This is a genomic window from Glaesserella parasuis, from assembly GCF_017352235.1.
In the GTDB taxonomy this organism is placed as follows: domain Bacteria; phylum Pseudomonadota; class Gammaproteobacteria; order Enterobacterales; family Pasteurellaceae; genus Glaesserella; species Glaesserella parasuis.
The window spans coordinates 228,388-250,161 of the sequence record NZ_CP071487.1 but is presented as its reverse complement, the minus strand read 5'-3'; the positions used below and the strand labels follow the sequence as shown (position 1 = coordinate 250,161).

Genomic DNA, 21,774 nt, shown 5'->3' with positions numbered 1-21,774 from the left:
CTATACCAAGTGGACAAAACAGTTGCTAATGTTTATTTTCTTTAAATGTTAGCAACTCTTTTTATTTAAAAAATCCTGTATAAACAATATCTGACGATTTTTCGTTAATCCATTATGATTATTTAATTTTCGTTTAAGTTCACTAAATAGCCCCTCTGAGCGATTTGTCGTCTTTTCTATATTTAATTCAGAATGTTTTTCATAGATAAAAATAAAATCCATATAACGCTTTAAACTGGCACAAGCACTTCTTATATTGCGATGTTTATAAGGAAAATAGCCTTTTTCATTCGCTTTATCACTCCTTTCTTTTAAAAAATCTTGATGTTTTATAAACCAAGAATGTAATCGCCGATAAAATTCATTTTTTGAGCTTTTTGTGAGTGTTTTTGCAATTATTTTTAATTCTTTACCCGCTTGTGATTGATGCTTTTTTCTTAATTTCCGCATCACAATTGCCACCATATGAAATTGACACATCTGTACTGGTGTATTAAATAAATCTTTCATCAAACCACGTCTACCATCACAGACAATTGATTGAATTTTATAGCCTTTCATACGAAGTGAATTAAACGCTATTCTGTAATAAACATCTTTTCCCGTTTTGATGACACGATGGTAAACCACTTTTTTAGAAAGCGAATCCATCAGGACTAAAATACTAAATTCACGACCAAAGAAGGTAGTATCCTACAATAATATTTAAATCACGTGATAGTGGTGGATTTAATGCTGTTTTAGGGGCTTTTTCAAGATATTTTTGAATTGTTCTAATTGAACAATGCTATTTTTCGGCAAGTTGTTTATAGGTTTGTTTTCCTATTGAATAATCATTCCAAATACTTATTGGATTTAATTTCTTTTTAAGGGTAAATGTTTTATTACAGGCATTACATTTATAGCGTTGAATATTATTTCTTATACCATGTTTGTGAATGTCGCTACTGTAGCAAAAATGACATTTTTTTGGTTCATAATTCAAAAAAAGAATTAAGGCGACTATAATAACTTCTGTCTTACAATCTCAAACAGACAAACCCCAGTCGCCACGGATACATTCAGCGATGATACCGATCCTGCCATTGGAATACTCACCAGTTGATCACAATGTTCACGGGTAAGACGACGCATTCCGTCCCCTTCTGCCCCCATCACTAACGCAATCGAGCCAGTTAATTTCACCTGATACAGACTTTCTGTCGCTTCGCCAGCTGTGCCGACGATCCAAATATTACGTTCTTGTAACTCACGCATAGTACGGGCGAGGTTCGTTACTCGAATAAGTGGCACGGTTTCCGCCGCACCACAAGCCACTTTGCGAGCCGTTGAGGTGAGCTGTGCCGATTTATCTTTTGGCACAATCACTGCATCAACTCCTGCCGTATCGGCAGTACGCAAACAAGCCCCTAAGTTATGGGGATCGGTCACACCGTCTAAGATCAATAAGAACGGATTTGCTTTGCGATCTAAAATTTGATCAAGATCGCTTTCATTTAGCTCTTTAGCAGGAATGATTTTGGCAATAATCCCTTGATGTACTTCGCCTTGCACTTTGTTATCGAGTGCTTGACGATTGACCTGTTGCACTCGAATGCCTAAACGCTGTAATTCGTTGAGTAATGGGGTTAATCGTTTATCTTCACGACCTTTTAGTACAAACACTTCGATTAATCGTTCGGGTGCAACATCTAAAAAGGATTTAACGGCATGAATACCGTAGATTTGTTCGCTCATATTTATTCTTCTATTCTGTATCTTATTTTTCCCCTCTCTCGTTTACGGGAGAGGGTGGAGAAAATCCGCAGGATTTTCGGAGGGAGAGGGCAATTAATGTTCTCTTGTTTTAAAGAACTCCACATCCAGATAACGCTCTTGAACCAAGTTGAGATTAACCATTGTTGGGGCAATATAGGTTAAGTTATCGCCACCATCGAGGGCTAAATTCTGCTCGTTTTTACGTTTAAATTCTTCAAACTTCTTGGCATCTTTACATTCCACCCAACGAGCAGTTGCTACATTGACGGTTTCGTAGATTGCTTCCACGTTATATTCGATTTTCAGGCGTGAAACCACCACATCAAACTGAAGCACACCGACCGCACCAACGATTAAGTCGTTATTCATCAATGGACGGAACACTTGCACAGCACCTTCTTCCGACAGTTGCACCAAGCCTTTAAGCAACTGTTTCTGCTTAAGCGGATCTTTTAGGCGGATACGGCGGAACAATTCAGGGGCGAAGTTCGGAATACCGGTAAATTTCAAGTTTTCGCCTTGCGTAAAGGTATCGCCGATTTGGATCGTACCGTGATTGTGTAAGCCGATAATATCGCCTGCGTAGGCTTCTTCTGCGTGGGAGCGTTCGCCTGCCATAAAGGTTAAAGCATCGGAGATGATCACATCTTTGCCGATACGAACGTGCTTGAGCTTCATTCCTTTTTCATATTTGCCCGATACCACACGCATAAAGGCAACACGGTCTCGGTGTTTTGGATCCATATTCGCTTGAATTTTGAACACAAAGCCACTGAATTTTTCTTCGCTTGCTTCTACTTTGCGTAAATCAGACTCACGGGCTTGCGGAGCGGGCGCCCATTCGGTTAAGCCATCTAAGAAGTGATCAACTCCAAAGTTACCTAATGCCGTACCGAAGAAAACAGGGGTTAATTCGCCGTTTAAGAAGGCGTCTAGTTCAAATTCGTGGCTTGCCCCTTGCACCAGTTCTAATTCGTCACGCAGTTGCTGAGCCAAATCATCGCCCACAGTTTGATCTAACTCTGGATTATTTAGCCCTTTGACAATACGCACTTCCTGAATGGTATGCCCTTGCCCTGTTTGGTAGAGATAGGTTTCGTCTTTATAGAGATGATAAACGCCTTTGAACAACTTACCGCAACCAATCGGCCAAGTGATCGGCGCGCAGTTGATCTTCAACACGCTCTCAACTTCGTCTAACAATTCCATCGGATCACGAATATCACGGTCGAGCTTGTTCATAAAGGTTAAAATCGGCGTATCACGCAAGCGGGTTACTTCCATCAATTTGATGGTACGTTCTTCAACCCCTTTTGCACTGTCGATTACCATTAAACAGCTATCCACCGCCGTTAAGGTACGATAGGTATCTTCCGAGAAGTCTTCGTGCCCTGGTGTGTCGAGTAGATTGACTAAGCAATCATTGTAAGGGAACTGCATTACGGAGGTAGTAATCGAAATCCCACGTTGCTTTTCCATTTCCATCCAGTCTGATTTGGCGTGCGCTTGCGAGCCTTTGCCTTTTACCGAACCAGCGGTTTGAATGGCATTTCCGTAAAGTAACACTTTTTCGGTGATGGTCGTTTTACCAGCGTCGGGGTGAGAAATAATCGCAAAAGTTCTGCGTTTATTTACTTCTTGAGGGTAATTATTTAATGACATTCTATTCTCGTTTTCTTTTTCAAAAATGGTGGCTATTTTCTCTGATTTAGTCAGAGATCACAACCGACGGGGATGGGTTATATTAAGATTTGCAAACTATTGACAAAAACTGACCGCTAATAAAATTTTATTTATCCCGATCATCTACGCCAATTAGCAAATAGTTGCCTTGAATATCTGCTAAACTTCTAAAACCGATATTAAAAATTTCACAGGCCTTATTACGATTAATTAGACGATAATCAAAATTATCGTGGTGATGTCCGTGAAAAATCTTCTTCACGCCCATTTTTCGAGCCAGTTGATTAATCACTGCAAAACCTTGTGGGTGTGGGCGAGGAGCTTCGTGGGTAATTAAAATATCTGCTTTTTGCGTTTCTAAACCTTCCACATCTGAAGGAAAAATTGAGGTGCGGTGACGCAGTGGTACACCACCTCGCCAAATACGCTCTTGTGGACTATATTGGCAATAATGGATAGGATCAAAGAACATTGGGCGGTGAGGAGGCATCCAGATATGCCCTCTAAAAACGCCCCCTAGTCCTGCAATTTTTGTGCCTTGTATATTGACAACGCGACCGTGAAGATTTCGTTCTTTCCAAGCAGTTCCCCAAATAGCATCATACGCAGCAACCGTTTTACTATCGTGGTTACCGTGAATAAACCAAATATCGCAGTGTTGAGCCAGCTTATCCAACTCTGCGGTCGTGGTTAATTGCAAATCCCCTAAAATCACTAACGCCACATTCTCACGTTCTTGAACAAAGGGGTAAAGGTGGACGTAGCTACCGTGAGGATCGCCCGCAAAAAGTATCATTCGCTCTTCTCGTTTTGGTTTTTAAAAGTTAATGTTATGGATTCTTCATTTAAGATCGCCTCAATCACCGCTTTTGTCTGATTATAGCGATCTAAATAACTTGGCGATTCAATTTCAATATAAGGTACGTTATATTTTTCTAACAATTTTTTGAGTAACTGCTGGAAGCGTTGGCGTTGTTTTTGTGAACCTAAACTACGCAGACCATCATCAACCCATTTAGTGTTATTTGATAATAAAATAGTGACATCAAAAGGATATTCTTTAATCATCGAATCTAAGAATGGGTGAGGTTTGCCTTCATATTGAATACAGAATGCTTGAGTAGTAATGTAATCCGTATCAATGATCGCCACTTTGTGTGCGTGCTTCATTGCATAATCAACATAACGCTTATGCCCTAATGCCATTTGTGGATAGTCTGAATACTGCATTGCCTGTTCATCACCGCCAAGTTGTTCAAAGACAAATTCTCGCCCGTATTCCCACGCCGATGTCGTATTAAATACATTAGCAAGTTTGCTGACTAGAACAGTTTTTCCGCTACTTTCACCACCTAAAATAGCGATAGTTTTCACAAAGAATGGACGCACCTCTTTTGGAATAAAACGCCAGTATTGGAACGGATTGTTGCGGATCTTTGTCGCTGATACATTAAATGAGTTACGTTCAGGATCGACCAAATGCACTTCCAAATTTAAGTATTTCTCGTAAGGTGCTTTATCTTGGATCTCACTACTAAAGACTAATGTTGGCTGAATATGTTTTTCAGCAAATAGCTCTTTGACACGTTCCGCCCAACCTTCCCAGCCATTTGGATAACTTGGAATACCATCTTCCACTAAATGATGAATAAAAATCTGTTTTTGCTGATATTTAAAAATCTGTTGCATCCAACGTAAACGATCTTCATTCGTTGGCATACGCTTCATTTTACTATCACGGAACAGTTGTAAATCACGTTCAGTATCGGTACAAACAATAACGTGTAGCATATCCACCTTACTAAAGGCTTCATAAATCATATTAATATGCCCCGTATGCACTGGATAGAACTTACCAAAAATTACGCCTACTCGTTGATTTTGTTCCTCAACGATATTCAACACTTTATGCAACGCACCTAATTTTGTCGCACTTGGATTTTTAATTTTCCCCGACACTAATTGGTTAAAATAAGCTCTAGTTACCCCTGCTTGCTCGCAAACATCATTCACTTTTAGCTTTAACTGTTTACGTTTTTGTTGAAGATAAGCAAAATTTGTCATAAGTTCGTCCTCACATTAATAGAGAGAATGATAGGCGAAATTGACCTTTTTGTCATTTAAAAATGTATAGTCAAGCGGTAAGATTTACATAACAAATTGCAAAATTATGTATAAAGACTTTCTACTTTTGCACTATTCGGTATAATCTCGCTTCCAAATTATTCCTTATTTAACAAATTATGGCGTTATTGATTACCCACAAATGTACCAACTGCGATATGTGCGAACCTGAGTGTCCTAATCAAGCGATCTCAATGGGCGATGAAATTTATGTCATCGATCCCGATCTTTGCACGGAATGTGTTGGACATTACGAAACGCCAACCTGCCAAAAAGTGTGTCCGATCAACAACTGTATCATCACCGATCCTGAGCATATTGAAACTAATGAACAGCTTTGGGAACGGTTTGTGTTAATTCATCATTCGGATAAACTATGATAGCTTTCTGATTCGTTGAGCTAATTCACTAACCTGCTGCCAATCTGTATATTCATACTCTCTGCTAGTATCTGTATCACCTTTCGTTATTTTCATAATAAAGCGAATCATGGTTTTATCAAAAAAATTATAGCGAGGATAGAGTAATGCTCCAGCAAATACTTCAGCGATATTTGGTTTCCATAGAATTTTGTCTAGCAATTTACGTGTATATGTATTCGTATAAGGTGTATTACGAGTTATTTTACGAGCAGTTAAATTGACACTAAAAAAAACAGATTTTTTTATATTTAGTAGCTCATAATATCGATCAATAAATTGTTCCAATACTGGGTCAAAATGTCCATATCGAATCGATGCGCCAATAACAATACAATCAAATTGTTCTAATGTTTCTACAGACCAAAGAGAAAAGTCTCGTAAGGAGAAAACTTGTGTCTCTTGCTGTAGCTCCTTCGCAAGATAGTCAGAAATTTTTTTTGTTTGTCCATCATTTGTTAAATAAAATATTGCAGTTTTCATATTATGTTCCCTATAACCTATTGTGAAAACGATCTTAACAATTTAAATTTAAAAGAACTATAATTTGTTTTATATCAATCCGTTAATTAAAGTATTTTGATTTTATTTAGAATGAAAATTAAAATTCATCTGAGTATTAGCTTAATTACTGTTCACTTATAAAAGGAGTATATATAATGAAATCTATTTTTTTACGTACAGCTTTGTTAGCGTATATGTTTGTTGCACTTTCTGCTCAAGCTGCCCCTAAAGAGCCTTATACTCAAGCTGGATTTAACACACGTTTAGCAGAGCAACAGCAAGCCCCAATTCATTGGGTTTCTATTGAGCAAATTAAAGAGAGCTTAAAAGGCAAAGCCCCGATGAATGTGAGCTTTGATATTGATGATACCGTATTAGCAAGTAGCGGTTGCTTCTACTATGGTAAGCAGAAGTATTCACCGAATGATTATAGCTATCTCAAAAATCAAGAGTTCTGGGACGAAATTAATGCAGGCTGTGATAAATACTCTATTCCGAAACAAGTAGCTCAAGATCTCATTAATATGCACCAAGAGCGTGGCGATCAGATTTTCTTTATCACAGGAAGAACTGCGGGTAAGGACGACCAAGTCACCCCGTTACTTGAAAAAACCTTTGGCATAAAAAATATGCAACCTGTTAATTTTATGGGCGGACACGGTCAAGATAAATTAAAAACAAAATACAATAAAGCCGCAGGGATTTTAAAACATAATATTCAGTTACACTACGGCGATAGCGATGATGATATTCTCGCCGCTAAAGAGGCTGGCATTCGTGGTATTCGTGTATTGCGTACCACAAGTTCAACTTATACGCCATTCCCTCAGGCTGGCGGATATGGAGAGGAAGTTATTATAAATTCAAGCTACTAATAAATATCCCCGTCTTAAAAGGCGGGGATTTGTTATTCCCTTATAGCCTTTGAATACTGTTCAAGTATAGATTGTACGAAATAAATTAACAGAAGAAGGCATATTGTCTAGATGAGTGCTATTTTTGTTACTCCAATTGTGCGATACTGTTTCGTTAGACTACCCCTTCCAAATATAAAATGAGAAAAACTTTCTGAATTTTTAAAATGCAAACGTTTGCGCAATCCGTTATAATGCCTTCAATTTTGTTTTCTATCATTAACGGAACTGCCCAATGACTGTACAAACCTTTCGTGGCTCACCTGCCTTATCTGACTTTCGTTTAAACCAACTTCAACAAAAATTCGAGCAACATCAACTGCCTGTCAAATCGGTCTATGCCGAATATTTGCATTTTGTTGAGCTAAACCGACCGCTTGTAGCCGATGAAACACAAAAAATCCAAGAGCTGTTGCATTATGGCCCAACCCTTGCGGAACACGAACCAACCGGCTTTTGTTTGATTGTAACCCCTCGCATTGGTACGATCTCTTCGTGGTCGTCAAAAGCGACAGATATTGCCCATAACTGTGGCTTATCAGAGGTAAACCGCATTGAGCGCGGTTTAACGTACTATTTCGAGTTTGAACAAGCGTTAAATGAAGCAGAGTTGGCAACCCTAAAAGGCTTGTTGCACGACTGTATGTTAGAAACCGTTTTAACCGATGAAAACCAAGCGAGCCAACTGTTTGCCCAACACGAGCCGAAGCCGTTTACGACTGTGGATATTTTAAACGGTGGTCGCAAAGCCTTAGAAGTGGCAAACGTGGAATTAGGTTTGGCGTTGGCAGAAGATGAAATTGATTATTTGGTGGAAAATTTCACGGCGTTAAACCGCAATCCGCACGACATTGAACTTTATATGTTTGCACAAGCGAACTCAGAGCATTGTCGCCATAAAATTTTCAATGCAGACTGGACGATTGACGGCGAAAAACAAGAGAAATCGCTGTTCAAAATGATTAAAAACACCTTCGAGAAAACGCCAGATTATGTGCTTTCTGCCTATAAAGATAATGCGGCGGTAATGGAAGGTTCCAAAGTCGGTCGTTGGTTCCCTGATCAAGACGGGCAATATCGCTATCATCAAGAAGATGCGCATATTTTAATGAAAGTAGAAACCCACAACCACCCGACAGCCATTTCACCATTCCCAGGGGCGGCGACAGGTTCAGGTGGCGAAATCCGTGATGAAGGGGCGACAGGGCGTGGTGCAAAACCAAAAGCAGGTTTAACCGGTTTCTCCGTATCTAACTTGGTGATCCCAAACTTTGAACAGCCGTGGGAAAATCCGCTTTCTAAGCCGAACCGTATCGCATCTGCGTTAGATATTATGATTGAAGGTCCACTTGGCGGAGCGGCATTTAACAATGAATTTGGTCGCCCTGCATTACTTGGCTATTTCCGTACCTATGAAGAAAAAGTAAACAGTTTTGGTGGTGAAGAAGTTCGTGGTTATCACAAGCCGATTATGCTCGCAGGCGGTATCGGTAACATTCGTGCCGAACACGTTCAGAAAAGCGAAATTCCTGTTGGGGCGAAATTAATTGTACTTGGCGGCCCTGCAATGAATATCGGTTTAGGCGGTGGTGCGGCTTCGTCAATGGCGTCAGGCAAATCCAAAGAAGATTTAGATTTTGCTTCCGTTCAACGTGAAAATCCAGAGATGGAACGCCGTTGCCAAGAAGTGATCGACCGTTGCTGGCAGTTAGGCGATGAGAACCCGATTTTATTTATTCACGACGTGGGTGCTGGCGGTTTATCGAACGCAATGCCGGAGTTAGTTCACGACGGTGATCGTGGCGGTAAGTTCGATTTACGCAAAATTCTGTGTGACGAAAAAGGAATGTCACCGCTTGAAATCTGGTGTAACGAGTCGCAAGAGCGTTATGTGTTAGCGGTTGCGGCGGATAAATTGCCATTATTTGAAGCCCTTTGCCAACGTGAGCGCGCGCCTTATGCTGTGATTGGCGAAGCGACCGAAGAGAAACATTTAACCCTACACGACGATCATTTTGACAACAACCCGATTGATTTACCGATGAACGTGCTACTCGGAAAAACCCCGAAAATGCACCGTCAGGTTTCGTCAAAAACCGTCCAAAATCCACCGCTTGCACAGGAAGATATTCAGCTTAAAGAAGCCTTCCACCGTGTGTTACGCTTGCCAGTAGTCGCAGAAAAAACCTTCTTAATTACTATCGGCGACCGCTCAGTTACCGCAATGGTAGCTCGCGATCAGATGGTCGGCCCGTGGCAAATCCCTGTTGCCGACTGTGCTGTAACCACAGCAAGTTTAGACAGTTATCACGGCGAAGCAATGGCAATGGGCGAACGTGCGCCAGTTGCCTTACTTGACTGCAGCGCATCTGCTCGCTTAGCAGTAGCAGAAAGCATTACCAACATTGCGGCAACCAATATCGGCGATATTAAACGCATTAAACTCTCGGCAAACTGGATGTCGGCGGCAGGTCACGCAGGCGAAGACGCAGGATTATATGAAGCAGTAAAAGCGGTGGGCGAAGAGCTTTGCCCTGCACTCGGCATTACCATTCCGGTAGGCAAGGACTCAATGTCAATGCGTACCACTTGGGAAGAGAATGGTGAGCAAAAAGCGGTTACCGCTCCACTTTCTCTCGTCATTTCAGCTTTCGCGCGTGTGGAAGATGTGCGTAAAACCGTTACTCCACAACTTCGTACCGATAAAGGTGCAACACGCTTATTGTTACTCGATTTAGGCGAAGGCAAAAACCGCTTAGGTGCAACGGCGTTAGCACAGGTTTACAAACAACTTGGCGATAAACCTGCCGATGTGGTGAATGTGGAAACCTTGAAAAACTTCTTCAACGCAATGCAAACCCTAGTTGCAGACGATAAATTACTCGCTTACCACGACCGCTCAGACGGTGGTTTAATCACCACCCTTGCGGAAATGGCGTTTGCCGGCAACTGTGGCGTATCAGCTCACATTACCGCATTAGGCGACAATGGTTTAGCCGTGTTATTCAACGAAGAACTCGGTGCGGTTATTCAAATCAAAGAGGGCGACTTAAATGCGGTGCGTGATGTATTGAAAGCCCATAACTTGCTACACATTACCAAAGACATCGGCTCGGCAACGGAAGGCGATCTGTTTGAAATCACCAGTGGCACACGCAAATTACTCAGTGAAAAACGCTCTGAATTGCGTGGAATTTGGGCGGAACTTACACACCAAATGCAACGCTTGCGTGACAACCCTGAATGTGCCGATCAAGAATTTGCAACCAAAAAAGACCCAAATAACAAAGGCTTATCTGCATTCTTAACCTATGATGTCAATGAAGATATTGCCGCACCGTTTATCAACCGTGGCGTGAAACCGACCGTGGCAATCTTACGTGAACAGGGCGTAAACAGCCATTACGAAATGGCAGCCGCCTTCGACCGTGCAGGCTTCAATGCGATTGATGTGCATATGAGCGACTTAATGGCTGGCAGACGCAATCTCGCCGACTTCAATGCTCTCGTGGCGTGCGGCGGCTTCTCTTACGGAGACGTACTTGGTGCAGGTGGCGGCTGGGCGAAATCGATCCTATTCAACCCAATGTTGCGTGATCAATTCAGCCAATTCTTTACTAACCCGAATACACTCGCATTAGGTGTATGTAACGGTTGCCAAATGGTGTCAAACTTGGCAGAAATTATTCCTGGTACAGAAAACTGGCCACGCTTCGTGCGTAACAAATCCGAACGTTTTGAAGCTCGTGTAGGGCTGGTAAAAATCAACGACACCAACTCACTCTGGTTCAGCGGAATGGCAGGCTCGCATATGCCGATTGCCGTTTCCCACGGCGAAGGACAGGTGGAATTCAAGCGGTCAGATCAGCTTGAAAATTTACAAAAGCAGAACTTGGTTATCGCCCAATACATCGACAATAACGGCAACCCAACCGAAGTTTACCCAGCCAACCCGAACGGCTCGGTAAACGGCATTACCGCCATTTCTAACCTAGACGGACGTGTCGCTATTATGATGCCACACCCAGAACGCGTTTACCGTGCGGTGAGCAACTCTTGGTATCCGGAGTACTGGAGGGAAGATGGGGCGTGGATGAGGTTGTTTAGAAATGCGCGTGTGGCATTCAAATAATCTAATTCTTACGAGTTCTATTTAGAAATTTTAGATTGTTAATTACAATGTAGGAGCTTAATATGAAAAAATTATTAGCAAGTATTTCTTTTATTATTTTTATAGTCGGCTGTACACCTAAACCATCATATAATCAGCTAGCTATGCAATTACAAATGGATATGTCTAAACAAGATGTGATTAGCTTATTAGGGCAACCAAATAAAGTATCTGCTAGAAATACAGATAAAGGGCACGTTGAAGTGCTAAGCTATTGGGGGAAAACACTTGTCGGATTTAGTATGATAGATAATCAGATGTTATCTCAAGATAGATTATCAGTAACCTTATTAAATAATAAAGTTACAGAATGGGGAGATAAACTTGATCCAGCCGAAATGCTGGAAAAATCACAAGAAATGACGAGAGAGTCACTGGAAAAGATTCAAAGTAATATCACAAACAAAAAGTAATATCCCTTTCTCCGATAGCTCCTGTTTTTGATAAGATCTATCAAAGTATAGTAGATAAAATGATTGCTGATGAATATTCTTACAAGCCTTTCTATTAAAAGGTATAATAGACAAATCTACTGCTAAAAGTGGCTTAAAGCCTCATAGTACAAGGCTTTAAGCTCTCTTTTTGAAACATGAACAAAAAACTGCCCATTTTGCCAAAGTCTGAAAATAAAGAAACATGGTATAAGAAATAATATTCAACGCTATAAATGTAATGCCTGTAATAAAACATTTACCCTTAAAAAGAAATTAAATCCAATAAGTATTTGGAATGATTATTCAATAGGAAAACAAACCTATAAACAACTTGCCGAAAAATAGCATTGTTCAATTAGAACAATTCAAAGATATCTCGAAAAAGCCCCTAAAACAGCATTAAATCCACCACTATCACGTGATTTAAATATTATTGTAGGATACTACCTTCTTTGGTCGTGAATTTAGTATTTTAGTCCTGATGGATTCGCTTTCTAAAAAAGTGGTTTACCATCGTGTCATCAAAACGGGAAAAGATGTTTATTACAGAATAGCGTTTAATTCACTTCGTATGAAAGGCTATAAAATTCAATCAATTGTCTGTGATGGTAGACGTGGTTTGATGAAAGATTTATTTAATACACCAGTACAGATGTGTCAATTTCATATGGTGGCAATTGTGATGCGGAAATTAAGAAAAAAGCATCAATCACAAGCGGGTAAAGAATTAAAAATAATTGCAAAAACACTCACAAAAAGCTCAAAAAATGAATTTTATCGGCGATTACATTCTTGGTTTATAAAACATCAAGATTTTTTAAAAGAAAGGAGTGATAAAGCGAATGAAAAAGGCTATTTTCCTTATAAACATCGCAATATAAGAAGTGCTTGTGCCAGTTTAAAGCGTTATATGGATTTTATTTTTATCTATGAAAAACATTCTGAATTAAATATAGAAAAGACGACAAATCGCTCAGAGGGGCTATTTAGTGAACTTAAACGAAAATTAAATAATCATAATGGATTAACGAAAAATCGTCAGATATTGTTTATACAGGATTTTTTAAATAAAAAGAGTTGCTAAGAATAATTAAAAATATTCATTAGTAACCACTTTGTCATATAGGCATAGTTTTCACGAAATTAGCAACCATTTTGTCTACTATGCCCCTAAAATTAAGTACCGAATTTATCTAAACGACTACATCTAACTCAGATTTTAGTTTAGAAGCAATAGCCCTTAATAAATGATTAAGCATTGTGTATCTTTTTCTATACATTGAGCGTTTATTACTCGGAATATCTTCAAGGTTTTTTGACTCTAATGTTAAGGGAAGTTCCCAATATTCCTTTAATTCACCATTACTCTCTTTAAAAATAGTATCATAATCAACAAAATAGCGTGTGCTTTGAACAAAGCGTGACTTATTCTGATATTTTTGTGGAATGCCAAATAATTTAGAATACCCTAAGACCTGAGTTAAAGCTTTCATGGCTTCAACCATTAAATAGGCTGGACGAAGCCCATGGCATTTTTTAGTTAGTTGTTTGACTAATTCTTTAGAACCTTCAAAGTTCGGACCTTGAATAACTGCGATAAGTAATGCATTTTCTAATTTACCAAATGTCAATAAATAAACTAACTGACCGCTTGGTTTATAGCGTAATTCTAATGCCCAGAAACCCTCCATTGGTTGATATTCGTTGACATTTAAATAGATTTCAAAATCTTCAATTACTTCTGTAAAACATATAGGGCTATCCCATAACTGAGGGAGATTTTTAGATAAGAGTACTTTAGGTAAAAAGTCTAAATTGTCACAAATCATGTTAAAACGTCTTTGACTATTAAAGCGTTTATCTAAGAAACGATGAACTAAAGGATAGCTATAATCGGCTCTTTTGATTAATAACGGTTTTAACGAAGATTCAGAATTAATTTTATGTTCAAATTTCTTTATGAGAGATCTATGTAATATAGAGCGAAAACGATAACGGAAACGTTTTAATCTATAAGATTTTTTTCCTCTATCTGGATAGAGATGAGACGGCTCAGGCCATTTATAAACTGTATTGTGCATAATGAAATGTGTTTTCGTGACTAATAGAGCCGTTGGAGAATATCACCTCCAACGACAGTTATTACTATATTACAACGCCTCAATCGCCTTATACTGCGTCTGCAATTTCTCAAGTCCGTCTTGGTACTCTTGCATTTTTTCACGCTCTTTGGCAATAACCGCTTCTGGGGCTTTTGCGACAAAGGCTTCGTTGCTGAGTTTACCTTCGATACGTTTCACTTCGCCTTGAAGTTTTTCGATCTCTTTGGTCAAACGAGCAAGCTCGGCATCTTTGTTAATAAAGCCAGCCATTGGCACTAGTACTTCTGCGTTGCCCACCAATTTCGCCACTGAAAGCGGAGCTTCTTCGCCTTGGGCAAGCACTTGTACGCTGTCTAATTTCGCCATTGCTTTTAACAAGCGGTCGTTTTCCGCTAACATTTTGCAATGTTCGTCAGACAGGTTACGCACTAAGAAATCCAAGCCTTTGCTTGGGGCGATGTTGCACTCTGCACGAATATTACGCACTGCCACAATCAACTCTTTTAACCAGTTGATTTGCATTTCTGCTGCTTCGTCAATTTGGCTTTCTTCCACTTTCGGGAAAGGTTGTAACATAATGGTGTCGCCTTCCACCCATGCAAAGCCTTTCACTTTCTGCCAGATTTCTTCCGTAATGAATGGAATAATCGGGTGCGCTAAACGTAACAATTTTTCCAACACACGTACGAGGGTTTGGCTTGCACCTCGTTTTTGAGCATCTGTACCGTTAGCAAACACAGGTTTGGTGAGTTCTAAGTACCAGTCGCAGAATTGGTTCCAAGTGAACTCATAAATGGTATTTGCCGCTAAATCGAAACGGTATTGGCTTAACGCATCACGGAACTCGCCTACGGTGCGGTTGAAGGTGGATTGGATCCAACGATCCGCCAAGCTGTATTCCACTTCGCCTGCCGATAAGTCTAATTTATCGTTAGTGAGTACGAAACGGCTCGCATTCCATAATTTGTTACAGAAATTACGATAGCCTTCCAAACGTTTCATATCCCAGTTGATGTCACGCCCGTTGCTCGCTAATGCCGCTAAGGTGAAACGCAGTGCGTCCGTACCGTGCGGAGCGATACCGTTCTCGAATTCTTTACGGGTCGCTTTGGCAATTTTTTCCGCCAACTGCGGTTGCATCATATTGCCCGTACGTTTTTCAAGTAGATCTTCAAGGCTGATACCGTCAATCATATCAATCGGGTCTAATACGTTCCCTTTTGATTTCGACATTTTTTGCCCTTGTTCATCACGGATCAAGCCCGTTACATACACAGTTTTGAACGGCACTTGCGGTTTGCCGTTTTCATCTTTGATGAAGTGCATCGTAAACATAATCATACGAGCCACCCAGAAGAAGATGATGTCAAAGCCTGTGATTAACACATCGGTCGGGTGATACATTTTGAGTTCTTTGGTTTGCTCTGACCAGCCCAAGGTTGAGAATGTCCATAAGCCTGATGAGAACCAAGTATCTAACACGTCTTCATCTTGTTTTAACGCAACATCAGCATTTAACTGATATTTTGACCGCACTTCCGCTTCATCACGAGCCACATAAACGTTGCCTTCCGCATCGTACCACGCAGGAATGCGGTGTCCCCACCATAATTGGCGAGAAATACACCAGTCTTGAATATCACGCATCCAAGAGAAATAAAGGTTTTCATACTGTTTCGGCACGAATTGGATTTCGCCGTCTTCCACCGCTTTGGTTGCCACTTCGGCAAGCGGTTTCACGCTCACATACCATTGGTCTGTCAGCATCGGCTCAATCGGCACACCCCCACGGTCGCCGTAAGGCACTTTTAAGTCGTGCGGTTTGATTTCATCTAATAAACCGAGTGCTTCAAAGTCTGCCACGATTTTCTTGCGTGCCGCAAAACGCTCTAAACCTTGATAATCCGCTGGAATAAGTGCGGTGTAATTTGTCAAAGGTTTACCGTCTGAGCCGATAATTTCCGCTTCCGCACGAATGTCCGCATTTAAGGTCATCACGTTCACCATTGGCAACTGATGACGCTTACCGACTTCGTAGTCGTTGAAGTCGTGAGCAGGAGTAATTTTCACCACGCCTGTACCGAACTCACGATCTACATAATCGTCCGCAATAATCGGAATTTCACGGTTTGCAAGCGGTAGGATTACGGTTTTACCGATCAAAGACTGGTAACGTTCATCTTCAGGGTGAACCGCCACCGCCGTATCGCCTAACATCGTTTCAGGACGAGTGGTCGCTACCACCAAATAATCTTTACCGTCCGCCGTTTTCGCCCCATTGGCTAATGGATAGCGGAAATGCCACAGCGAGCCTTTGCTCTCTTTATTTTCCACTTCAAGATCGGAAATCGCTGTATGTAATTTTGGATCCCAGTTTACCAAGCGTTTGCCACGATAAATCAAGCCTTCTTCGTGTAAACGCACGAACACTTCTTTTACCGCATTGGACAAGCCTTCATCCATTGTGAAACGCTCACGATCCCAGTCGATTGAGTTACCAAGTCGTCTCATTTGCTGGCTGATTGTGCCGCCCGAATAAGCTTTCCAATCCCAGATTTTATTGATAAAGGCTTCACGCCCATAATCGTGACGGGTTTTGCCTTCTTCCGCCGCAATTTTGCGTTCCACCACCATTTGGGTTGCAATCCCCGCGTGGTCTGTACCCGCTTGCCATAGGGTGTTATTGCCTTCCATACGATTAAAACGGATTAAAGTATCCATTAAGGTTTGCTGGAAAGCATGCCCCATATGCAAACTCCCCGTCACATTTGGCGGTGGAATTGCGATACAGTAACTTGGAACATTCGGGTTTTCATTCGGCTTAAAATAGCCTTGTTCTTCCCAGTGTTTATAAAGTGCTTGTTCGACTGCCGACGAGTCGAAACGATCTGCCATTTCGAATTTTTGGGTCATTGTTGTCTCTTTTTTGATGTACTAACTTATTATCCAAAGTATTTTCTAAGCGTTTAACTGCTATATCATATATTTCTTTATTTTTTTCAAATCCTATAAAATGTCTATTCAATTCTCGAGCAGCTAATAAGGTGGATGCACTACCAGCAAAAGGATCTAAAACAATCTGCTTTTCTTTAGTGACTAGTTCCACCAGTAATTTCATTAAGTTTAAAGGTTTTTGGGTGATATGATATTTTCTATCTTCTGTGGTCACCTGTACTTTAAACATATTTGAATGATTTAAAGCTCCTCGCTGAATATTCCAAGATGTTAATGCATTTTCATTCCAAGCTCCAACTTCATTCTCTATTAAATTATCTGCTAAAGTCCCCCCTGTTTTATATGGCTTTTGAAACCATAGTATTGGTTCAAATATTGGACGTAAATTTGCAACTCTCCAACCTGCCCATTTTTGCTGATTAAAAGTATCTCCTCTTTTTTCAAATACACAGGAAATTCTTTGGGCACGATGTGGTGCCTTATCTCTTTCCCAACTAAGCATATCTTTAAAAGTAAACCCACTATTTTCAAAAGCAACAATAACTCTATGTGCAAATTGTCTTCCAGCGAAAATAAAGACAGAACCACCTGATTTTAGAACTCTATACCATTCATTAGACCAACTTTCTACCCATTCTTGATATTCTTGTGGTCGTCTTTTGTCTGCTTCAGACCAACCATTAAGAGGTTTTCCTCTTCTTTTAAATAGAGATGTCTTCTGTTGAGCTATGGAACTACCGCCTAACGCACTGTTAGTATTAGAGTGTAACGTATCCCAATCATCATAATCTATCCCATAAGGAATATCAGATATGATTGAATGAATAGAATTACTTTTGATATTTTTTATAGCAATTATCGAATCATCATTATAGATACAATCTTTCATCATTCTTTATTGCCTCAACAAACCCATCAATGATATCTATCTTTGATGATATGTTTATTTCTTTTAATAATTCTTCAATAGCTTCTTCTCTAGTTAAAGATTTAATTCTTTTAATTTGCCCTTCCCAATAAGACTTTTCATTTATAGATCTATTTTCAATAAATTTAATTTCATTTTGGAATAATTTATGTAATGTTTTTTTATCTATTTTAAATAACTTCATAAAATATTCATTAAAATCTTTCATAAAATTATTCTCAGATTCTGCCACCGATGTTTTTTTACTTTGTTTTAATGGAAAATTCCACAATTGTTCAAACGTAAAAGAATCTGTTTCTTTTAGATCTAATTGCCAATAAAATAACTAAATGTTCCCAGCTGAAAAGTAATACATTCTCATCTAATGATTGTTTAAATATTTGACTTTGTGTTGTTGGATATTGGAAAAAGGGGGCTGTTAATACAGCATAATCTTTATCTTCTCTCCAGTCACTTAAAGCCTTTACTTTAAAATCTTTTTGGTTTTTTGCTGTGCGACTTAGTCTAAAAGACTTTGCATCAGCAACTAAGCCGTAGTTAAACTCTATAGATAGTGCTGTTACATCAGCAGCATTTCCTCTTTGTTCTAAAGGTCTAGCATCTAAATTAAGTAATTGAAGAGCTTTGGCTAAAACAATATCTCCAGCTTTAGAAAATAATTTTTCTTGGGTTGAGCTTGGTTTTATTGATTCAGGTAATATACCAATAGCTCTTACAAGAGCTATTAACTGATTTTTGTTTAAAGAATAAATAAAGTTAGTTAGCTCATCACTTGCATCTTTAAATTTAGTAGTACTTAAACTATCAATTAAATTTAATAATTTCTGTAAAACAGTGTTTTCTTCTATTTTCATATATTTCTCAACATTATGTATAAATAAGCTACACTGTAGCTCAAATCAAAGTCCTGAAAGGACTAACTTATGCTTGATCTAGTACGGCTTTGCCGTGCTAGGGATAAGGCAAATTTTACTTACCGACTTCGTTTTCACTTCTGCCAAATCTCCCCTAACCCCTCTTTGCTAAAGAGGGGAACTGGCTCAAACGAAAATATAAAATCGAAGTACTTCAAAAAGAGGCTCAATTTTTCAGATGAGCGATTATTTTCTTCGATCTGATCCCCCTCTTTAGCAAAGAGGGGTTAGGGGAGATTTGTCAAACACAATAACAAAGTAAAAAATAGCTAAATTATTTTGCATATTCAATGATTTCTTCATGTCCGTCAGGATAATGGCGAACAATATTTCCATTCGAGCGTTGGAAAGTCAGCACTTCACGCTTTTTCTTATCATCCATCCACGCTTTAAATTGAATTTGCAGTTGGCGTTGTTGTTCTCTAATTCGTTCAATTTTGGTCATTGTATTTCTCCAAAATTTTCAAATACCGATCTAACTCTTGAATTTCATAATCCGCAATTAATTCCGTTAAAGCCACTGCACTTTGCTGATTTTTATGGAAATCATCAAAACATTGGTAATAGTTTGATCGATGAGTAAATTTAATATCAACAGGTAAATAGCCGTGCTTCAATAATTCAAAATTAATCAGCAATCGCCCGGTTCGTCCGTTACCATCAATAAAAGGGTGAATACTCTCAAATGCCAAATGTAACCAGCTAATCGCTTCAATCGGGTGAAGTGCGGTCAGTTTTTGCTGATATTTTTCAATTAACCTTTGCATTTCTTCCGCAATTAAATAAGGTGCCGTCGGCTCATTTTCAGCCCCTAAAATACGCACAGGAATTTTGCGATAAACACCGCGATTTTCCGCACTCCCCATTAATACCAAAGAATGAATATCTTTAATCGTGCGTTCGGTTAATGGCTCATTATTTGCCACTAATTCATAAATATAATTAAACGCGTCTTTAAAACCGATAATATCCAAATGTTCACGAATTGGTTTTTCTGCAATGGTAATGCCTTCTTTTAAAATCAGCACTGTTTCACGCAATGTAATTGTATTTCCTTCAATCGCATTAGAGTTATAGCTACTCTCAATAATAAACTCTTCTCGCAAGCGTTGCACTTCAGCGGCTGAAAGTGGACGATATTGAGCTAGCTGATTTTTCAAGTATTCAATTTGGTCTAGTTTATTATTCATTGTTTAATGCCATATCCAAATGCGGTATCTCATCTTCCAAATAAACCTCAGAAATCGGTTTAAACCCAAGCGATTGATAAAAATCTTGCAAGTAGGCTTGGGCTTGCACATAGACGTTTTCACTTTGCCATTGTTGCTGGCAAATGGTTAAGGCTTGTGCCATCAATTTTTCGCAAATCCTGTTCCTCGTGCTTCTTCGGTAACCAACACTCTGCCGATATGCACACCATCTTGTTCGGGGATAATCCGACAGTAAGCGGTCAGTTTTGCCGAATTTTTTGCAAAAAGGTGCAAGGCTTTCCGATCTTTTTCATCAACTTCTTGATACGCACAATTTTGTTCTACGACAAAAACAGCGACTCGAGCTTGGTAAATTTCAAACAGTTCTTGGGCAGAAAGTTCGGAAAATGCCTTTAGTTGCCACATACGCCTTGTTTCAATCCTAAGATTACTAAATCTTCAAAATCTGTTTCCATATCTGCAACTTGGGGAAGTTTTCCCCAAATTTCAAAGCCCATTTTATTCAGTAAGCCTAAACTTTGATCGTTATTGCCGAACACAAAAGCTAATAATGTATGCAGTTGGTAATTGGGCATTTGTTTAATTAAGAAATTCACACAGGCTTTACCGATACCTTTGCCATGAACAGCTTTATCAAGATAAAAACTGATTTCGCGAGAGCCGTCATAAGCAGCTCGGCTATAAAATTGCGAGTAGCTATGATCTGCCCCCAAAAAGTTAGACTGATTTAGTTCAAGGACTGAGTTCTGTATTCCACAGGGCTTAGTCCTTTTAATCTTACTTGAATACGCTCATGATTGTAATAATGAATATATTCGTGAATAGCTTGTTCCAGTTGCTCAAAGGTCTCAAACCGTTTACCAAAGTAACATTCCGTTTTTAAACGCCCAAAGAAACTTTCCATTGCACTGTTATCCAAACAATTTCCCTTTCTCGACATACTTTGTACGATGCCGTTTTGTTTCAAAATCGACTGATAACTTACCATTTGATATTGCCAACCTTGGTCAGAATAGAGTATTGGCGTTGCTCCGTCAAGCCTTGCTACAGCTCGTTTTATCATTCGGCTTATCTGCTCGAAACTTGGGTTTCTTGCCACATCATAAGCAATAATTTCACCGTTAAACAAGTCCTTAATCGGCGAGAGATAAAGTTTACCTCCTGCACACTTAAATTCACTCACATCGGTGACCCATTTTTGATTTGGGGCTGTAGTGTGAAAATTCTGTTTTAGCAAATTCTCTGCAATTTTGCCGACTTCGCCACGATAAGAATGATATTTTTTGCGTTTGTTTTTCCCTTTCAACCCAAGTTGTTGCAGTAAGCGTTGGACTTTTTTATGGTTAATCAGCTATATTTTTCTTAATTCCAGCGTAATACGACGATAACCGTAATTACCGTCATTTTTGTGATAAATTTTGATGACTTCTTGCTCAATCGCTGCATTTTTATTGTCTTTTTCAGCAAGATGATAAAAGAACGTACTCCGTTTTAAATCAACCAATTGCAATAAAATCTCAAACGGAAATTGGTGGCGTAGTTCCTTCACGAGGTGTGATTATACTGATTAATCCAATATCTTAATATGGTTTCCTTAACCTGAAAATGCTGACGAGTTAATGGCGATTTTTATTATGTTGAAGATAAAATTCGATCA

Annotated in this window: 21 protein-coding genes and 2 pseudogenes; 6 read left to right on the top strand and 17 right to left on the bottom strand. The window is 39.4% G+C overall.

The window, feature by feature from the left end; all coding sequences use genetic code 11:
• Positions 1-48: 48 nt before the first annotated feature.
• The 6 genes from J1G47_RS01295 to nadR all read right to left on the bottom strand — a co-directional run bounded on the left by J1G47_RS01295 (position 49) and on the right by nadR (position 5,505).
• Positions 49-651: an IS256 family transposase, variant Zn-binding type gene (locus tag J1G47_RS01295; protein ID WP_207326699.1), complete on the bottom strand. Its 603-nt coding sequence runs from the start codon at positions 649-651 to the stop codon at positions 49-51.
• Between the two features lie 136 nt (positions 652-787).
• The gene (locus tag J1G47_RS12260) at positions 788-985 is read right to left on the bottom strand and encodes an IS1/IS1595 family N-terminal zinc-binding domain-containing protein (protein ID WP_457769180.1); all 198 of its coding nucleotides are present in this window, start codon (positions 983-985) and stop codon (positions 788-790) included.
• 17 nt (positions 986-1,002) lie between these two features.
• Positions 1,003-1,737 (bottom strand): 23S rRNA (guanosine(2251)-2'-O)-methyltransferase RlmB, encoded by a 735-nt coding sequence (gene rlmB / locus J1G47_RS01290; RefSeq protein WP_207326700.1) that lies wholly within the window; start codon positions 1,735-1,737, stop codon positions 1,003-1,005.
• Positions 1,738-1,830: 93 nt separating this feature from the next.
• The gene (prfC, locus tag J1G47_RS01285; RefSeq protein ID WP_112063122.1) at positions 1,831-3,420 is read right to left on the bottom strand and encodes a peptide chain release factor 3; all 1,590 of its coding nucleotides are present in this window, start codon (positions 3,418-3,420) and stop codon (positions 1,831-1,833) included.
• A gap of 127 nt (positions 3,421-3,547) precedes the next feature.
• Complete coding sequence (locus tag J1G47_RS01280) at positions 3,548-4,237, bottom strand: metallophosphoesterase family protein (RefSeq protein ID WP_015940008.1); 690 nt, start codon at positions 4,235-4,237, stop codon at positions 3,548-3,550.
• Positions 4,234-5,505, bottom strand: a complete 1,272-nt coding sequence (nadR, locus tag J1G47_RS01275; RefSeq protein WP_075592642.1) for a multifunctional transcriptional regulator/nicotinamide-nucleotide adenylyltransferase/ribosylnicotinamide kinase NadR — start codon at positions 5,503-5,505, stop codon at positions 4,234-4,236. The genes J1G47_RS01280 and nadR overlap by 4 nt, the downstream gene beginning before the upstream one ends.
• A 179-nt stretch (positions 5,506-5,684) precedes the next feature.
• Here nadR and J1G47_RS01270 point away from each other — a divergent pair, with 179 nt between their 5' ends.
• The gene (locus J1G47_RS01270) at positions 5,685-5,945 is read left to right on the top strand and encodes a YfhL family 4Fe-4S dicluster ferredoxin (protein WP_005711714.1); all 261 of its coding nucleotides are present in this window, start codon (positions 5,685-5,687) and stop codon (positions 5,943-5,945) included.
• Here the strand turns inward: J1G47_RS01270 and hemG are convergent.
• The gene (hemG, locus tag J1G47_RS01265) at positions 5,940-6,467 is read right to left on the bottom strand and encodes a menaquinone-dependent protoporphyrinogen IX dehydrogenase (protein WP_075620975.1); all 528 of its coding nucleotides are present in this window, start codon (positions 6,465-6,467) and stop codon (positions 5,940-5,942) included. The two genes, J1G47_RS01270 and hemG, sit on opposite strands and share 6 nt — an antisense overlap.
• A gap of 176 nt (positions 6,468-6,643) precedes the next feature.
• On the opposite strand from hemG, the gene aphA reads away from it, so the two are divergent.
• The 5 genes from aphA to J1G47_RS01245 all read left to right on the top strand — a co-directional run bounded on the left by aphA (position 6,644) and on the right by J1G47_RS01245 (position 13,091).
• Positions 6,644-7,363 (top strand): acid phosphatase AphA, encoded by a 720-nt coding sequence (aphA, locus tag J1G47_RS01260; RefSeq protein ID WP_005711718.1) that lies wholly within the window; start codon positions 6,644-6,646, stop codon positions 7,361-7,363.
• 274 nt (positions 7,364-7,637) lie between these two features.
• A complete protein-coding gene (gene purL, locus J1G47_RS01255) occupies positions 7,638-11,534 on the top strand; it encodes a phosphoribosylformylglycinamidine synthase (RefSeq protein WP_075620974.1) in 3,897 nt (1,298 codons plus the stop codon).
• 62 nt (positions 11,535-11,596) lie between these two features.
• A complete protein-coding gene (locus tag J1G47_RS01250; RefSeq protein WP_005711722.1) occupies positions 11,597-11,986 on the top strand; it encodes a hypothetical protein in 390 nt (129 codons plus the stop codon).
• A gap of 207 nt (positions 11,987-12,193) precedes the next feature.
• The gene (locus tag J1G47_RS12255) at positions 12,194-12,352 is read left to right on the top strand and encodes an IS1/IS1595 family N-terminal zinc-binding domain-containing protein (protein ID WP_420370821.1); all 159 of its coding nucleotides are present in this window, start codon (positions 12,194-12,196) and stop codon (positions 12,350-12,352) included.
• 136 nt (positions 12,353-12,488) lie between these two features.
• Positions 12,489-13,091, top strand: coding sequence for an IS256 family transposase, variant Zn-binding type (locus tag J1G47_RS01245; RefSeq protein ID WP_207326699.1), 603 nt, complete (start codon positions 12,489-12,491; stop codon positions 13,089-13,091).
• A 109-nt stretch (positions 13,092-13,200) separates the two neighbouring features.
• On the opposite strand, the gene J1G47_RS01240 is transcribed toward J1G47_RS01245, so the two are convergent.
• From J1G47_RS01240 to J1G47_RS01200, 10 genes and pseudogenes are all read right to left on the bottom strand, one after another.
• Complete coding sequence (locus J1G47_RS01240) at positions 13,201-14,088, bottom strand: VirK/YbjX family protein (RefSeq protein WP_005711726.1); 888 nt, start codon at positions 14,086-14,088, stop codon at positions 13,201-13,203.
• A gap of 69 nt (positions 14,089-14,157) precedes the next feature.
• A complete protein-coding gene (locus J1G47_RS01235) occupies positions 14,158-17,022 on the bottom strand; it encodes a valine--tRNA ligase (RefSeq protein ID WP_075592647.1) in 2,865 nt (954 codons plus the stop codon).
• Positions 16,958-17,956, bottom strand: a complete 999-nt coding sequence (locus J1G47_RS01230; RefSeq protein WP_234885603.1) for a DNA-methyltransferase — start codon at positions 17,954-17,956, stop codon at positions 16,958-16,960. Before J1G47_RS01230 ends, J1G47_RS01235 begins: the two co-directional genes overlap by 65 nt.
• The gene (locus J1G47_RS11705; protein ID WP_234885602.1) at positions 17,934-18,224 is read right to left on the bottom strand and encodes a PDDEXK family nuclease; all 291 of its coding nucleotides are present in this window, start codon (positions 18,222-18,224) and stop codon (positions 17,934-17,936) included. The genes J1G47_RS01230 and J1G47_RS11705 overlap by 23 nt, the downstream gene beginning before the upstream one ends.
• Before the next feature lie 43 nt (positions 18,225-18,267).
• The gene (locus J1G47_RS11700; protein ID WP_234885601.1) at positions 18,268-18,846 is read right to left on the bottom strand and encodes a HindIII family type II restriction endonuclease; all 579 of its coding nucleotides are present in this window, start codon (positions 18,844-18,846) and stop codon (positions 18,268-18,270) included.
• A 334-nt stretch (positions 18,847-19,180) separates the two neighbouring features.
• The gene (locus J1G47_RS01220; RefSeq protein WP_015940016.1) at positions 19,181-19,351 is read right to left on the bottom strand and encodes a hypothetical protein; all 171 of its coding nucleotides are present in this window, start codon (positions 19,349-19,351) and stop codon (positions 19,181-19,183) included.
• Entirely contained in the window at positions 19,338-20,096 is a 759-nt protein-coding gene (locus tag J1G47_RS01215; RefSeq protein ID WP_015940017.1) for a Fic family protein, read from the bottom strand. The genes J1G47_RS01220 and J1G47_RS01215 overlap by 14 nt, the downstream gene beginning before the upstream one ends.
• Positions 20,089-20,522, bottom strand: a pseudogene (locus J1G47_RS01210) (GNAT family N-acetyltransferase). The gene J1G47_RS01215 and the pseudogene J1G47_RS01210 overlap by 8 nt, the downstream one beginning before the upstream one ends.
• Positions 20,510-20,830, bottom strand: coding sequence for a GNAT family N-acetyltransferase (locus J1G47_RS01205; protein WP_010786985.1), 321 nt, complete (start codon positions 20,828-20,830; stop codon positions 20,510-20,512). Before J1G47_RS01205 ends, J1G47_RS01210 begins: the two are co-directional and overlap by 13 nt.
• Positions 20,831-20,844: 14 nt before the next feature.
• Positions 20,845-21,669: pseudogene (locus J1G47_RS01200) on the bottom strand (IS3 family transposase); the annotation flags it as partial.
• Positions 21,670-21,774 lie beyond the last annotated feature (105 nt).

Bases quoted from the DNA above. Each gene is read 5' to 3' on its own strand.
- J1G47_RS01240 (WP_005711726.1), bottom strand. From the start codon at position 14,088: ATGCACAATACAGTTTATAAATGGCCTGAGCCGTCTCATCTCTATCCA.
- nadR (WP_075592642.1), bottom strand. From the start codon at position 5,505: ATGACAAATTTTGCTTATCTTCAACAAAAACGTAAACAGTTAAAGCTA.
- J1G47_RS01230 (WP_234885603.1), bottom strand. From the start codon at position 17,956: ATGATGAAAGATTGTATCTATAATGATGATTCGATAATTGCTATAAAA.
- J1G47_RS01235 (WP_075592647.1), bottom strand. From the start codon at position 17,022: ATGACCCAAAAATTCGAAATGGCAGATCGTTTCGACTCGTCGGCAGTC.
- purL (WP_075620974.1), top strand. From the start codon at position 7,638: ATGACTGTACAAACCTTTCGTGGCTCACCTGCCTTATCTGACTTTCGT.
- J1G47_RS01220 (WP_015940016.1), bottom strand. From the start codon at position 19,351: ATGACCAAAATTGAACGAATTAGAGAACAACAACGCCAACTGCAAATT.
- aphA (WP_005711718.1), top strand. From the start codon at position 6,644: ATGAAATCTATTTTTTTACGTACAGCTTTGTTAGCGTATATGTTTGTT.
- J1G47_RS11700 (WP_234885601.1), bottom strand. From the start codon at position 18,846: ATGAAAATAGAAGAAAACACTGTTTTACAGAAATTATTAAATTTAATT.
- hemG (WP_075620975.1), bottom strand. From the start codon at position 6,467: ATGAAAACTGCAATATTTTATTTAACAAATGATGGACAAACAAAAAAA.
- J1G47_RS01295 (WP_207326699.1), bottom strand. From the start codon at position 651: ATGGATTCGCTTTCTAAAAAAGTGGTTTACCATCGTGTCATCAAAACG.
- J1G47_RS01215 (WP_015940017.1), bottom strand. From the start codon at position 20,096: ATGAATAATAAACTAGACCAAATTGAATACTTGAAAAATCAGCTAGCT.
- J1G47_RS01270 (WP_005711714.1), top strand. From the start codon at position 5,685: ATGGCGTTATTGATTACCCACAAATGTACCAACTGCGATATGTGCGAA.
- J1G47_RS01250 (WP_005711722.1), top strand. From the start codon at position 11,597: ATGAAAAAATTATTAGCAAGTATTTCTTTTATTATTTTTATAGTCGGC.
- prfC (WP_112063122.1), bottom strand. From the start codon at position 3,420: ATGTCATTAAATAATTACCCTCAAGAAGTAAATAAACGCAGAACTTTT.
- rlmB (WP_207326700.1), bottom strand. From the start codon at position 1,737: ATGAGCGAACAAATCTACGGTATTCATGCCGTTAAATCCTTTTTAGAT.
- J1G47_RS01245 (WP_207326699.1), top strand. From the start codon at position 12,489: ATGGATTCGCTTTCTAAAAAAGTGGTTTACCATCGTGTCATCAAAACG.
- J1G47_RS01280 (WP_015940008.1), bottom strand. From the start codon at position 4,237: ATGATACTTTTTGCGGGCGATCCTCACGGTAGCTACGTCCACCTTTAC.